The 13082-nt window shown below is 72.3% G+C and carries 15 protein-coding genes; 9 read left to right on the top strand and 6 right to left on the bottom strand.

The annotated features are described in order from the left end of the window. Positions 1–4 precede the first annotated feature (4 nt). Positions 5–661, bottom strand: coding sequence for a pirin family protein (locus AC069R_RS05800; protein ID WP_478764844.1), 657 nt, complete (start codon positions 659–661; stop codon positions 5–7). A 93-nt stretch (positions 662–754) separates the two neighbouring features. On the opposite strand from AC069R_RS05800, the gene fasR reads away from it, so the two are divergent. The 5 genes from fasR (at position 755) to fabF (ending at position 5739) form a co-directional block, all read left to right on the top strand. After that, positions 755–1960, top strand: a complete 1206-nt coding sequence (gene fasR / locus AC069R_RS05795; RefSeq protein WP_397986119.1) for a fatty acid biosynthesis transcriptional regulator FasR — start codon at positions 755–757, stop codon at positions 1958–1960. A gap of 89 nt (positions 1961–2049) precedes the next feature. Then, entirely contained in the window at positions 2050–2976 is a 927-nt protein-coding gene (locus AC069R_RS05790) for an ACP S-malonyltransferase (RefSeq protein WP_478764842.1), read from the top strand. Between the two features lie 24 nt (positions 2977–3000). After that, positions 3001–4032 carry a beta-ketoacyl-ACP synthase 3 gene (locus AC069R_RS05785; protein WP_478764841.1) on the top strand — a complete coding sequence of 344 codons (1032 nt, stop codon included), beginning with the start codon at positions 3001–3003 and terminating at the stop codon, positions 4030–4032. A gap of 82 nt (positions 4033–4114) precedes the next feature. Next, positions 4115–4363 (top strand): acyl carrier protein, encoded by a 249-nt coding sequence (locus AC069R_RS05780; RefSeq protein ID WP_397986116.1) that lies wholly within the window; start codon positions 4115–4117, stop codon positions 4361–4363. Positions 4364–4476: 113 nt separating this feature from the next. Then, a complete protein-coding gene (gene fabF, locus AC069R_RS05775; protein WP_478764840.1) occupies positions 4477–5739 on the top strand; it encodes a beta-ketoacyl-ACP synthase II in 1263 nt (420 codons plus the stop codon). A 114-nt stretch (positions 5740–5853) separates the two neighbouring features. On the opposite strand, the gene AC069R_RS05770 is transcribed toward fabF, so the two are convergent. After that, positions 5854–6348 carry a DUF3145 domain-containing protein gene (locus AC069R_RS05770; RefSeq protein ID WP_397986114.1) on the bottom strand — a complete coding sequence of 165 codons (495 nt, stop codon included), beginning with the start codon at positions 6346–6348 and terminating at the stop codon, positions 5854–5856. 255 nt (positions 6349–6603) lie between these two features. Between AC069R_RS05770 and AC069R_RS05765 the strand changes: the two genes are divergently transcribed. After that, positions 6604–7488, top strand: a complete 885-nt coding sequence (locus AC069R_RS05765) for an SGNH/GDSL hydrolase family protein (RefSeq protein WP_478764839.1) — start codon at positions 6604–6606, stop codon at positions 7486–7488. Here AC069R_RS05765 and AC069R_RS05760 read toward each other — a convergent pair. After that, on the bottom strand, positions 7463–7945 hold the full coding sequence (locus AC069R_RS05760) for an SRPBCC family protein (RefSeq protein ID WP_478764838.1): 483 nt from the start codon (positions 7943–7945) through the stop codon (positions 7463–7465). The two genes, AC069R_RS05765 and AC069R_RS05760, sit on opposite strands and share 26 nt — an antisense overlap. A gap of 45 nt (positions 7946–7990) precedes the next feature. On the opposite strand from AC069R_RS05760, the gene AC069R_RS05755 reads away from it, so the two are divergent. Further along, entirely contained in the window at positions 7991–8968 is a 978-nt protein-coding gene (locus tag AC069R_RS05755; RefSeq protein WP_478764837.1) for an aldose epimerase family protein, read from the top strand. 14 nt (positions 8969–8982) lie between these two features. On the opposite strand, the gene AC069R_RS05750 is transcribed toward AC069R_RS05755, so the two are convergent. Beyond that, a complete protein-coding gene (locus tag AC069R_RS05750; RefSeq protein ID WP_478764836.1) occupies positions 8983–9573 on the bottom strand; it encodes a cysteine hydrolase family protein in 591 nt (196 codons plus the stop codon). 162 nt (positions 9574–9735) lie between these two features. On the opposite strand from AC069R_RS05750, the gene AC069R_RS05745 reads away from it, so the two are divergent. Next, positions 9736–10728, top strand: a complete 993-nt coding sequence (locus tag AC069R_RS05745; protein WP_478764835.1) for a GlxA family transcriptional regulator — start codon at positions 9736–9738, stop codon at positions 10726–10728. Between the two features lie 13 nt (positions 10729–10741). Here AC069R_RS05745 and AC069R_RS05740 read toward each other — a convergent pair whose 3' ends face one another. Both AC069R_RS05740 and AC069R_RS05735 read right to left on the bottom strand, forming a co-directional pair. After that, positions 10742–11539, bottom strand: coding sequence for an EI24 domain-containing protein (locus AC069R_RS05740; RefSeq protein ID WP_478764834.1), 798 nt, complete (start codon positions 11537–11539; stop codon positions 10742–10744). 10 nt (positions 11540–11549) lie between these two features. Beyond that, complete coding sequence (locus AC069R_RS05735; RefSeq protein ID WP_478764833.1) at positions 11550–11984, bottom strand: MarR family winged helix-turn-helix transcriptional regulator; 435 nt, start codon at positions 11982–11984, stop codon at positions 11550–11552. A 72-nt stretch (positions 11985–12056) separates the two neighbouring features. Here AC069R_RS05735 and AC069R_RS05730 point away from each other — a divergent pair, with 72 nt between their 5' ends. Then, complete coding sequence (locus AC069R_RS05730; RefSeq protein ID WP_478764832.1) at positions 12057–13082, top strand: NADP-dependent oxidoreductase; 1026 nt, start codon at positions 12057–12059, stop codon at positions 13080–13082.

The raw sequence follows: 13082 nt of genomic DNA, 5'->3' as shown, positions 1-13082 counted from the left end.
GCCGTCAGCCGGACATCTCCCACACCAGCAGCTCGGCCGGGGCCACCGCCACCGCCGCCAGGTCCCGCGCGCCGGTGATCCGGGCCGCGTCCCCCGCGCCCAGCTCCACGCCGTCCAGCCGCACCCCGCCGCGCACGACATGGACGTACAGGTACGGCGCGTCGGGCACGGCCGTCCGCTCCCCCGCGCCCAGCCGGCGCACATGCAGCATCGCGCCCGCCGCCGGGACCGCGTAGGGGGTGGCGTCGGCGATGCCCGGCACGATGTCGTACGACGGTTCGCCGCCCGGCTCCCGCGGCGCCAGCCACATCTGGAGGAAGATCAACGGGCCCTGGGCGTCGTTGCGTTCGACGTGCCGGACGCCCGCCGCCGCGCTGAGGTGCTGGACGTCGCCGGGGCGCACGGTGCGCTCGTGGCCAGCGGAGTCGCGGTGGGTCAGCTCGCCCTCGATCACCCAGGTGACGATCTCGGTGTGGCTGTGCGGGTGTTCGCCGAATCCGGCGCCGGGCGCGAGCCGTTCCTCGTTGCAGGCGATCAGCGGGCCGAAGCGCACATTTCCGGGGTCGTAGTGCGGGCCGAAGGAGAAGGCGTGGCGGGTCTCGATCCCGGCCGCCGGGTCCCCGCCCGGATAGCGCTCGGCGGCGCGCCGTACGTCGATCACGAGCCCACCGTAGCCCCGCGCCCGGTGCGCGCGGGCGCCGGGTCGCCGACCCGCCGACGCATGGTCCCGTCCGGATAAGGCACCCTTGTCCCCGTGCCCGAACCCGAATCCCACCCTGGTGACCCCGCGGCATCCGCCGCCCATACCCACGCCGCGACCCTGAAACGGCTGGAGAAGTCCTCCGGGAGTCTCGCCGCCCAGGCCATCGCGCGGATGGACGAGACCCTGCCGTGGTACCGGGCCATGCCCCCGGAGAACCGGTCCTGGATCGGGCTGGTCGCCCAGGCGGGCATCGCGGCGTTCACCGAGTGGTTCCGGCACCCGGACACCCCGCAGGCGATCTCCACGGACGTCTTCGGGACCGCGCCGCGCGAGCTGACGCGGGCGATCACGCTGCGGCAGACCGTGGAGATGGTGCGCACCACCATCGAGGTCATGGAGAGCGCCATCGACGAGGTGGCCGCGCCGGGTGACGAGCGGGTGCTGCGCGAGGCGCTGCTGGTGTACGCGCGGGAGATCGCCTTCGCCACCGCCCAGGTGTACGCCCAGGCCGCCGAGGCACGCGGTGCCTGGGACGCGCGCCTGGAGTCGCTGGTGGTCAACGCCGTGCTCAGCGGCGAGGCCGACGAGGGCGCGGTCAGCCGGGCCGCGGCGCTGGGCTGGAACTCGCCGGAGCATGTGTGCGTCGTCCTCGGCACCGCGCCGGACGGGGACAGCGAGCTGACCGTGGAGGCGATCCGGCGGGCCGCGCGGCACGCCAAGCTCCAGGTGCTCACCGGCGTCCTCGGGGACCGGCTGGTGGTGATCGCGGGCGGCAGCAACAATCCGCTCGCGGTGGCGAAGTCGCTGATCGGGCCGTACGCGGCAGGGCCCGTGGTCGCCGGTCCCGTCGTACCGGATCTGCTGGCCGCCACCCGGTCCGCGCAGGCCGCCGCGGCGGGGCTGAAGGCGTGCACGGCGTGGCAGGACGCGCCCCGGCCCGTGCTGGCGGACGATCTGCTGCCGGAGCGCGCGATCGCGGGCGATCCGAGCGCCCGTGAGCAGTTGGTGGAGGAGATCTACAGACCGCTGGGGGAGGCCGGATCGGCGCTCCTGGAGACCCTGAGTGTCTACCTGGAGCAGGCGAGCAGCCTGGAGGGCGCGGCCCGGATGCTGTTCGTTCACCCGAACACCGTGCGCTACCGGCTCCGACGTGTGACAGACGTCACCGGCTGGTCGCCTTCGGATGTACGATCCGCGTTCACGCTGCGGATCGCGCTGATCCTGGGGCGCCTGGCCGACGGTGACCCCCAGGCATAGGGTTTTGTCGGAGGTCAACAAAAGCCCTTCATGTTCTTCGTCCCTGTCCCCACGGGCGGCCGTGCCCGTACCCAAGAGAGAGTGTGAGAGTGCTCGTACTCGTCGCTCCCGGCCAGGGCGCCCAGACGCCCGGCTTCCTGACCCCCTGGCTCGAACTCCCCGGTGCCGCCGACCGTGTCGCCGCCTGGTCGGACGCCATCGGCCTCGACCTGGTGCACTACGGGACCCAGGCCGACGCCGACGCGATCCGGGACACCGCCGTGGCCCAGCCGCTGCTGGTCGCCGCCGGGATCCTGTCCGCCTCGGCACTCGGTGCCATGTCGGAGATCGCGCCGGGCGCGGTGGCCGGGCACAGCGTCGGCGAGATCACCGCGGCCGCCTTCGCGGGCGTGCTGCCGGACGCCGCGGCCCTGAAGCTGGTCCGCACCCGCGGCCTCGCCATGGCGGAGGCCGCCGCGATCACCGAGACCGGCATGTCGGCGCTGCTCGGCGGCGACCCGGAGACCTCGGTCGCGCACCTGGAGAAGCTGGGCCTGACGCCGGCGAACGTCAACGGCGCGGGGCAGATCGTCGCGGCGGGCACGCTGGAGCAGCTGGCCGCGCTGAACGAGGACAAGCCCGAGGGCGTGCGCAAGGTCGTCCCGCTGAAGGTGGCCGGCGCCTTCCACACCCGGCACATGGCTCCCGCGGTCGAGGCGCTGGCACAGGCCGCCGCCGAACTCGCGCCCGCCGACCCCGAGATCGCTTACGTCTCCAACAAGGACGGCCGGACCGTCGCCTCCGGCGCCGAGGTGCTGGAGCGCCTGGTCGGCCAGGTGGCCAACCCGGTGCGCTGGGACCTGTGCATGGAGACGTTCAAGGAGCTGGGCGTCACCGCGCTCATCGAGGTGTGCCCCGGCGGCACGCTCACCGGACTGGCCAAGCGGGCGCTGCCCGGCGTCAAGACGCTGGCCCTGAAGACCCCCGACGACCTCGACGCGGCCCGTGCGCTCATCACCGAGCACGTCGACGCCTGACGCCTGACGCCTAAGGAGCCGTAGATGGCGAAGATCAAGCCCAGCAAGGGCGCCCCGTACGCGCGCATCCTCGGTGTCGGCGGCTACCGCCCGACCCGTGTGGTGCCCAACGAGGTGATCCTGGAGAAGATCGACTCCTCCGACGAGTGGATCCGCTCCCGCTCCGGCATCGAGACCCGGCACTGGGCGGGCCCCGAGGAGACGGTGGCCGCGATGTCGGTCGAGGCGGCCGGCAAGGCGATCGCCGACGCCGGTATCGACGCCTCGCAGGTCGGCGCGGTCGTCGTCTCGACGGTGTCGCACTTCGCCCAGACCCCGGCCATCGCCACCTCGATCGCCGACCAGCTCGGCACCGACAAGGCGGCCGCCTTCGACATCTCGGCCGGCTGTGCGGGCTTCGGCTACGGCCTGACCCTGGCCAAGGGCATGGTCGTGGAGGGTTCCGCCGAGTACGTCGTGGTGATCGGCGTGGAGCGGCTCAGCGACCTGACCGACCTGGAGGACCGGGCCACGGCCTTCCTGTTCGGCGACGGCGCCGGCGCGGTCGTGGTGGGCCCCTCCGAGGAGCCGGCCATCGGCCCGACCGTGTGGGGCTCCGAGGGCGACAAGTCCGAGATCATCAAGCAGACCATCCCGTGGAACCGCTTCCACGCCGGCGATGTCAACGAGCTTCCGCTGGACAGCGCGGGAAACATCAAGTTCCCCGCGATCACGCAGGAGGGCCAGGCGGTGTTCCGCTGGGCCGTGTTCGAGATGGCGAAGGTCGCCCAGCAGGCGCTGGACGCGGCCGGGATCACCTCGGACGACCTGGACGTCTTCATCCCGCACCAGGCCAATGTGCGGATCATCGACTCGATGGTGAAGACCCTCAAGCTGCCGGAGCATGTCACGGTCGCCCGTGACATCCGCACCACCGGCAACACCTCGGCCGCCTCGATCCCGCTCGCCATGGAGCGGCTTCTGGCGACCGGGGAGGCCAAGAGCGGCGACACCGCGCTCGTCATCGGATTCGGGGCGGGTCTCGTCTACGCCGCCACGGTCGTTACCCTCCCCTAGGCACTCCGTGCCGGATCATGCGATCCGGTGGGGGGACAAATGCCACCAACCCGTCTGGATTATCGAAGAAGGAGCGCCTGACATGGCCGCCACCAAGGAAGAGATCGTCGAGGGTCTCGCCGAAATCGTGAACGAGATCGCCGGTATCCCGGTCGAGGACGTCGAGCTGGACAAGTCCTTCACCGACGACCTGGACGTCGACTCGCTGTCCATGGTCGAGGTCGTCGTCGCCGCCGAGGAGCGCTTCGACGTGAAGATCCCGGACGAGGACGTCAAGAACCTCAAGACCGTCGGCGACGCGACCGACTACATCCTCAAGCACCAGGCCTGAGCCCTTCGCTTGAGGCCCTCTGGTCCGGCAGGCCGCGAGGCCGCCGGGCTGCAAGGCCCCGCCACCCGGCGGTGGCGCCGTAGATTCCCGCATCCGTTGGAGAAAGAATTCCCGTGAGCCCGACCAATCGCACCGTGGTCGTCACCGGTATCGGCGCAACCACACCGCTGGGTGGCGACGCAGCCTCGTTCTGGGAGGCCCTGGTCGCCGGCACGCCCGGTGCCCGCCTCCTGGAGGAAGACTGGGCGGCGGACCTGCCGGTCCGCATCGCCGCCCGGATCGCCGTCGAGCCGGGTGAGATCCTTCCCCGGCCGCAGGCCCGCAAGCTCGACCGCTCGGCGCAGTTCGCGCTGATCGCCGCGCGCGAGGCGTGGAAGGACGCCGGCTTCACCGCCAGGGCCGGCGAGGACGCCTCCGTCAACCCCGACCGTCTCGGCGCGGTCATCGCCTCCGGCATCGGCGGCGTGACCACGCTCCTCGACCAGTACGACGTGCTGCGGGAGAAGGGCGTGCGCCGCGTCTCCCCGCACACCGTGCCGATGCTCATGCCCAACTCCCCGGCGGCCAACGTCGGTATCGACCTGGGCGCGCGCGCCGGCGTGCACACCCCCGTGTCGGCCTGCGCGTCGGGCGCGGAGGCCATCGGGTACGCGGTCGAGATGATCCGCACCGGGCGTGCGGACGTGGTGATCGCCGGTGGCACCGAGGCCGCGATCCACCCGCTGCCCATTGCCGCGTTCGGCAACATGATGGCGATGTCCAAGAACAACGACGACCCGGCGGGCGCGTCCCGGCCCTTCGACGCGGGCCGCGACGGCTTCGTGCTCGGCGAGGGCGCCGGTGTGATCATCCTGGAGTCCGAGGAGCACGCGAAGGCCCGCGGCGCCCGGATCTACGTGGAGGCGGTCGGCCAGGGCATCTCCGCCGACAGCCACCACATCACGCAGCCGGAGCCCTCGGGCAACGGCATCGCGCAGGCGCTGCAGAACCTGCTGGACAACACGGATCTGAAGCCGGCCGAGGTCGTGCACGTCAACGCGCACGCCACGTCCACCCCGCAGGGCGACGTCGCCGAGATCAAGGCGCTGTGGAAGGTGTTCGGCGACGATGTCGAGCACATGGCCATCTCCGCCACGAAGTCGATGACCGGTCACCTGCTCGGCGGCGCCGGCGGCATCGAGACCGTCGCGTCGATCCTGGCGCTGGTGAACCGCACGGCACCGCCGACGATCAACGTGAAGGACCTCGACGCCGAGGTCAACGCGGACATCGTGATCGGCGAGGCGCGGCAGCTGCCGGAGGGCCGGATCGCCGCGCTGAACGACTCGTTCGGGTTCGGCGGGCACAACGTGGTGCTGGCGTTCCGCACGATGTGAGTCTTGCGACAGTCCGATGGCCCGGTCTCCTGTGGAGACCGGGCCATCGTCGTTGCCGGCTGCGGCGCCGTCGTGGCTGGTCGCGCAGTTCCCCGCGCCCCTTCGGGGCGCGTTTCAGACCACCTGATGCAGCCACCGCACCGGCGCGCCCTCGCCCGCGTAGCGGAACGGCTCCAGTTCGTCGTCCCACGGCTTGCCGAGCAGCTTGGCGATCTCGGCCTCCAGGTCGGTCTCCTCGCGCTGGGAGCGGGTGAGGGCGGCGCGCAGCCGGTCCTCGGGGATGAGGATGTCGCCGTGGATGCCGGTGACGGCGTGGAAGATGCCCAGGTCGGGGGTGCAGCTGTAGCGCTCGCCCTCGGCGGTGGCGCAGGGCTCCGAGGTGACCTCGAAGCGCAGCAGGTGCCAGCCGCGCAGCGCGGAGGCGAGCTTGGAGGCGGTGCCGGGCCGGCCCTGCCAGGAGAACTCCGAGCGCCAGGTGCCGGGGGCCGCGGGCTGGCGGATCCAGTCCAGGTTGACGCGCGTGCCGAGCACCCCCGCGATGGCCCACTCGACGTGCGGGCACAGCGCGCGCGGCGCGGAGTGCACGTACAGAACTCCACGTGTCGTCACCGGAACCTCCGGGCAGAGCGGGACATCTTGCTGGCTTGCTGGCGGCAGTGGCACGACGGCCGCGCTGATGGCGAGGCTACCTTGCGGCGGGGCAAGGAGAGTGACGTACCGTCGGTCCCGGTGCCAGGAATCCTTCACCATTCACCCAGTGGGACGCTTGTACGGGCCCCGTTCGTTCCAGCGGCCCGGCCACCGGGAACCCTCGCACGTTGTTATGGGGGAAAGCACCCACTTCGAGCGAGGAGAACACCAGGGATGCGGAAGCGAAGCCACCGGGCGCGGCTCGCCCTGGCCGTGGCGGCGGCCACCGTGCTGGGCGTCGCCGGGTGCGACACCGGGGGCTCGGCCGCGGCTCGGGGCACCGGGGCCAGGGCCGCCAAGGCGCCGCTGTGGAACCGCAGTCCGGCCTCGATCGCGGCGGTCGGCGACTCCATCACCCGCGGCTTCGACGCGTGCACCGTGCTGTCGGACTGCCCCGAGGTGTCCTGGGCGACGGGCAGCGACGCCCAGGTGGACAGTCTGGCGGTACGGCTGCTCGGTGCGCGGGGCGCTGCCGCGCACAGCTGGAACTACGCGATGACGGGCGCCCGGATGGCGGATCTTTCGCAGCAGATGGCGGACGCGGCGAGTCGCGACCCGGAACTGGTCACGGTGATGGTGGGCGCGAACGACGCCTGCCGCTCCTCCACGAGGGCGATGACCTCGGTCGCCGGTTTCCGCGCGGACTTCGAGGAGGCCCTGCGCACCCTGCGCGCGACCGCGCCCAGGACCCAGGTGTACGTCGCGAGCGTGCCGAACCTGAAGCGGCTGTGGGAGCAGGGCCGGGGCAATCCGCTGGGCAAGGAGGTGTGGAAGCTCGGCATCTGCCCCTCGATGCTGGGCGACGCCGACGACCTGGGCGCGGCGGCCGAGCACCGGCGCGACCAGGTGGAGGAGCGGGTGGTCGCCTACAACAAGGTGCTGAAGGAGGTCTGCGCCGCCGACCGCCGCTGCCGCTTCGACGGCGACGCGGTGTACGACTACCGCTTCGGCACCGGCCAGCTCAGCCACTGGGACTGGTTCCACCCCAGCAAGGACGGCCAGGCCCGGCTGGCGGCGATCGCGTACCGGACGGTCACGGCCGCCCGTCCGGTGGCGTAGCGCCCTCTTCCCGGTACCGGGCCAGTTCGGCGGCCAGGCGGCGCATGGCCGTCCGGTTGGCGCGGCGCATCGTGGCGCGGACGACGGGGGCCAGCAGGCGTTCGGGCAGCGGGGCGCACAGCCAGGTGTAGGTGAAGGAGACGCGGCTGCCGCCGTCCGGGAGCGGGGCGATGGTGTATATGCCGTGGGCCTGGCGGCGGCCGGCGGCGCTGACGTTGTGCTCGACGATGCGGTGCGGCGGCCGGGAGTTGATGACCTCGATGCCGACGTCGGTCCTGGTGCCGCCCAGGGCGGCGGTGACGGTGGCGCGGGCGCCGAAGCCGCGGCTCGGGCCGCTGTAGCGCCAGTCGGTCAGGTAGTGGTCGGTGAACCGCTCGTGGTGGGCCAGCACATCGAGGAAGTCGTGGACCTGTGCGGGCGGGCAGGGAACCTGGGTCGACACGGTGACGGGTCGCATGACCGCACGCTACAGAGGTCCGGGCCGGTCACCTAGGGTTTTGGCATGAGCGAACTCTTCGGCACACTTCCCGACGGCACCGAGGTCCACCGCTGGACGCTGGAGCGGGGCGGCACGCGGGCGGAGGTCCTGACGTACGGCGGGATCGTGCGGTCCGTCGAGGTGCCGGACCGGGCGGGCCGGACGGCGGACGTGGTGCTCGGGTTCCCCGGCCTCGACGGCTACCTCGCGCACCCGGAGCCGTACCTGGGCGCGCTGGTCGGGCGGTACGCCAACCGGCTCGCGGGGGCGCGGTTCCGGCTGGACGACGCGGTGTACGCCCTGGAGCCGAACGAGGGGCCGCATCTGCTGCACGGGGGTGCGCGCGGGTTCGACAAGCGGGTGTGGGAGGCGACGGAGGTCGAGTACGGGGTGCGGCTGGCGCGGGTGAGCCCGCACGGCGAGGAGGGCTTCCCCGGCCGGCTCGACGTGGCGGTGACGTACACCCTGGACGCGTCCGGCGCGCTGCGGATCGCGTACGAGGCGAGGACGGACGCGCCGACGGTGGTCGCACTCACCAGCCACGGCTACTTCAACCTCGCGGGTGCCGGGTCCGGTTCGGCCGCCGGGCACGAACTGCGGCTGGCCGCCTCCCGGTTGACGCCGGTCACCGGGGACCTGATCCCGACGGGCGAGCTGCGGGACGTGACCGGCTCGCGCTTCGACTTCCGCGAGGCCCGCAAGGTGGGCACGGGGTACGACCACAACTTCGTGCTGGACAAGGGTGTCACGCCCGCCCCCGAGGAGGTCGCCGAGTTGCACGACCCCTCCTCCGGCCGCACCCTCACGGTCGCCACCACCGAGCCCGGCCTCCAGCTCTACACCGGCGACCACCTCCCCGCGCCCTTCGCCCCCGGCGACGGGATCGCCCTGGAGACCCAGCACTTCCCTGACTCCCCGAACCACCCGTCCTTCCCGTCCACGGTGCTGCGCCCCGGCGAGGTGTACCGCTCCGAGACGGTGTACGCCTTCTCCGCGCGCTGAGTCCGCCGGAGCGGTCAGGCCAGGGACTCCGGTGCGGGTACGACGACGCCGTACAGGTCGGCGATGGTGGCCAGGGCGCCGAGGTGGACCGCGGGGGCGTCCAGTTCCCCGCCGTTGACCGGCAGGGCGCGGGTGGCGCAGGCGTCGGCGACCACGGTGGGGCGGTTGCCGCGCAGGAAGGCGCCCTGCGCGGTGAAGGCGACGCACATGTGGGTCATGAAGCCGGCGATGACCAGGTCACCGCGGCCGGCCTCGTCCACCAGCCGGCCCAGTCCGGTGCCGTGGAAGGCGTCGGGCGCCTGCTTGACGACGACGGACTCGCCGTCGGCCGGGGCGACGCTCGGGTGGATGCGCCCGATCTCGGCGCGGATGTCGTAGGGGGTGCCCTCGCCGCCGTCGTTGACGACGTGGATGACCGGGGTGCCTTCCCGGCGGGCGCGCTCCAGCAGCCGGGCCGCCGCGTCGAGGGCGGGGCGCCAGCCGTCCAGCTCCATCACGCCGGTGGTGTAGGTGTTCTGGTAGTCGATCAGGACCAGCGTGGCGTCGGCGAGTTTGGGCGGCGTCTCGTCGAAGCCGTTGAGCTGTCGCAGCGTCGTTCTGGGCATGGCAAACCGCCTCATGGGGTGGGGAGTTGAGGGGGCGCGCCGGTGCGGCGGCCCGTGCCCTCGACGCTATGGCTCTCCCCCGCACGTCGGCAATGACGTCTAGCATGCAGAAACCGACACGGCGGAAGCAGACATCGCCGCGTTCCGTCGCCAGGGGGGTCCGTGCACACCGTCGACCGGCTGATCGTGATCGTCCTCTTCGACCAGGTCGACCTGCTCGATGTCACGGGGCCGCCGGAGGTCTTCCACCTCGCCCGGCGGGAGACGGAGGAGGCCGCGGCGTACGAGGTCGTCCTCGCGGCCGAGACCCCGGACCCCGTCGTCACGGCCGCCGGGGTGCGGGTGCTGCCCGATGTCACCTTCGACGCGCTGGCGGCCCGGAGCATCGACACCGTGATCGTGCCGGGCGCGGTCGAGGCCGACGGCGGCGGCCGGCTGCGGCCGACGGTGGACCCGGTGGTCGTACGGCGGGTGCGGGCGCTCGCCCCGCGGGCCCGGCGCATCGCCTCGGTCTGTGTCGGGGCGCACATCCTCGCGGCCGCCGGGCTCCTCGACGGCAAGCGGGCCACCACGCACTGGTCGACCGCGCCGCAGCTCGCCGCCGACCACCCGGCCGTCCGGGTCGACGCCGACCCGATCTTCATCCGGCAGGGCGAGGTGTGGACCGGTGCCGGCATCAGCGCCTGCCTCGATCTGTCCCTCGCGCTGATCGCGGACGACCTCGGCGAGGCGGTCGCGCTGCGGGTCGCCCGGCACCTGGTGATGTACCTGAAACGGCCCGGCGGGCAGAGCCAGTTCAGCGTCCCGCTGGAGCAGCCGTCCCCGACCCGGCGGATCGAGGACCTGCGCCACTACATCCTGCGCCACCTCGCCGAGCCCCTCACGGTCGGCCGGCTCGCCGGGTACGCCCACATCAGCGACCGGCAGCTCACCCGGATCTTCAAAAACGAGCTGGGCACGACCCCGCACGCCTACATCGAGTCGGTGCGCGTCGAACGCGCCCGCAACGAGCTGGAGTCCACCGACGCCACCCTCGAACGCGTCGCCGCCGACTGCGGGTTCGGCACCCCCGACACCCTCGTCCGGGCCTTCCGCCGCAGGCTGGACACCACCCCGACGGAATACCGCCGCCGCTTCCGTACGACGCCCGGCTGAAACCCCGGCGCGGTCAGCCGTCCGTGGTCCGCGCGTCGGAGGCGGGCACGGATTCCGCCGTGCCCGACTCCTCGTCCAGCAGGTCCCGCGCCAGCAGCGTCGCGCCGGCCACCGCGCCCGGCATCAGGAAGACGGCGACGAAGGGGACGAGGAAGGCGAGGCCGAGCGGGGTGCCGTAGCCCCAGACCAGCAGGCGGCGGGAGCGCAGGAGGGTGAGGCGGGCGCGCAGGTCGAGGCCCCGGCGCTGCAAGGGGATGGAGGTCAGCTCCTCCGCGAGGAAGAAGCCGGTCACGAAGAAGCCCAGCACCGGTATCACCGTCTGGCCGACGACCGGCAGCAGGCCCAGCGCGAACAGCAGGACGCCCCACACCGCCGCCCGGAGCAGGACGCGGAGGCTGTCGCGGGCCGACAGCCACAGCTCGCGCCAGAAGGGGAGCGTGGACCGGGGGGCCGTACCGTCGGGCGACTCGGAGGCGTCGACCCGCTCCGAGAGGGTGTCGTAGAACGGCTGCCCGATGATCAGCGTCACCGCGGTGAAGGTGAGCACCGCCAGCAGCAGTCCCAGCGCGAACAGCACCGCGGTGAGGAAGCCCCGGAACAGCGTGCCCCAGGGGCTCGGCCAGTGGTCCGCGAAGGGCGTGGCCCAGGTCACCGCGTCGCCGCCCCATATCGCCAGCGCGATCAGCGCGGCGAGGTAGAGGACCAGCGCCATCAGGCCCGGCAGCAGGGCGAGGCCGTACTGCCGGCCGTGCCGCGCCATCCACCGCTGGCCCTCGACCAGGTACTTGAATCCCGCCCCCAGATCACGCATGGCGGAAACCTTACGCGTCGAGCATGCGCCGCAGCAGATCCCGCAGCGTCGCCCGCTCGTCCGCCGACAGTCCCGCCAGCGGCTCGCGCGCGAAGTGCAGCCCCTCGCGCAGCTCGCGGGCCACCCGCAGCCCGTCCTCCGTGGCCGCCGCCATCTTGACGCGGCGGTCGGCGGGGTCCGGGCGGCGCTCGGCGAGGCCCCGCGCCTCCAGGCGGTCCACGATCCCCGTCACGTTGGACGGCTCGCACTTGAGCTTCTGCGCGAGCTTGCGCATGGGCAGCGGCCCGAGGGACAGCAGACTGAGGAGCTTGGCCTGCGCGCCGGTCAGGGCGTGCTCGGCCGCCGCCTCGTCGTAGTCCGCGTGGTAGCGCGCCACGACCTCGGCGATCAGTTCGACGACGTCCAGGGTCAGCTGGTCCGGACGGCGGGGATGCGGTGGTGCCATGCCCCATAGCCTACCCGGTTACTTGACAATCTGAAATATTCAGCCTAACCATTGTTTCAGGTAGTGAAATAAATGAAAGGCACCACCGCGATGACGACGAACACCAACCGCGAATGGCACCTGCTCAGCCGCCCCGTCGGCTGGCCGAAGCCGGAGGACTTCGCGCTCGTGGAGACGCCCGTCCCGACGCCGGGCGAGGGCCAGATCCTGGTACGGAACACGTACCTCTCCGTGGACCCGTACATGCGGGGCCGGATGAGTGCCGCCAAGTCGTACGTCGAGCCGTTCGAGCTGGGCAAGGTCATGCAGGGCGGCGCGGTCGGCGAGGTGATCGAGTCCCGCGCCGAGGGGATCGCCCCCGGCGACCATGTGCTGCACTTCCTCGGCTGGCGCGAGTACGCCGTGCTGGACGCGGGGCACGCCGTGAAGGTCGACCCGGACGCGGCGCCCCTGTCGGCGTACCTCGGGGTGCTCGGCATGACCGGCCTGACCGCGTACGCGGGCCTGCTGCGCACCGCCTCCTTCAAGGAGGGCGACATCGTGTTCGTGTCCGGCGCCGCGGGGGCCGTGGGCAGCCAGGTGGGGCAGATCGCGAAGCTCAAGGGCGCCTCGCGGGTCATCGGCTCGGCCGGCTCGGACGAGAAGGTGCGGCTGCTGGTGGAGGAGTACGGCTTCGACGCGGCGTTCAATTACAAGAACGGCCCGGTGTCGGAGCAGCTGCGCGAGGCCGCGCCCGACGGGATCGACGTGTACTTCGACAACGTCGGCGGGGACCACCTGGAGGCGGCGATCGGCTCGCTGCGACAGGGCGGGCGGATCGCCGTCTGCGGCATGATCTCGGTCTACAACGACACCGAGCCCGCGCCCGGCCCGCGCAACCTGGCGCGGCTGATCCAGACGCGGGGCCGGATCGAGGGCTTCCTCGTCAACGACCACCGCGATCTCCAGCCGCAGTTCGTGCGGGAGGTCGGGCCGTGGGTGGCCTCGGGGCGGCTGAAGTACCGGGAGACCGTGGTGGAGGGCATCGAGAACACCCTGGAGGCGTTCCTGGGGCTGCTGCGGGGCGACAACACCGGGAAGATGGTCGTCAAGCCGTAG

The sequence above is a fragment of the Streptomyces sp. NPDC043952 genome (assembly GCF_056435325.1).
Note: the sequence above shows the minus strand (reverse complement) of the source record. Positions and strands in the feature narration are given on the sequence as shown.

Coding starts and splice junctions, on each gene's coding strand:
- AC069R_RS05730 (WP_478764832.1), top strand. CDS start 12,057: ATGAAAGGCACCACCGCGATGACGACGAACACCAACCGCGAATGGCAC.
- AC069R_RS05735 (WP_478764833.1), bottom strand. CDS start 11,984: ATGGCACCACCGCATCCCCGCCGTCCGGACCAGCTGACCCTGGACGTC.
- AC069R_RS05740 (WP_478764834.1), bottom strand. CDS start 11,539: ATGCGTGATCTGGGGGCGGGATTCAAGTACCTGGTCGAGGGCCAGCGG.
- AC069R_RS05760 (WP_478764838.1), bottom strand. CDS start 7,945: ATGCGACCCGTCACCGTGTCGACCCAGGTTCCCTGCCCGCCCGCACAG.
- AC069R_RS05780 (WP_397986116.1), top strand. CDS start 4,115: ATGGCCGCCACCAAGGAAGAGATCGTCGAGGGTCTCGCCGAAATCGTG.
- AC069R_RS05755 (WP_478764837.1), top strand. CDS start 7,991: ATGAGCGAACTCTTCGGCACACTTCCCGACGGCACCGAGGTCCACCGC.
- AC069R_RS05765 (WP_478764839.1), top strand. CDS start 6,604: ATGCGGAAGCGAAGCCACCGGGCGCGGCTCGCCCTGGCCGTGGCGGCG.
- AC069R_RS05750 (WP_478764836.1), bottom strand. CDS start 9,573: ATGCCCAGAACGACGCTGCGACAGCTCAACGGCTTCGACGAGACGCCG.
- AC069R_RS05785 (WP_478764841.1), top strand. CDS start 3,001: ATGGCGAAGATCAAGCCCAGCAAGGGCGCCCCGTACGCGCGCATCCTC.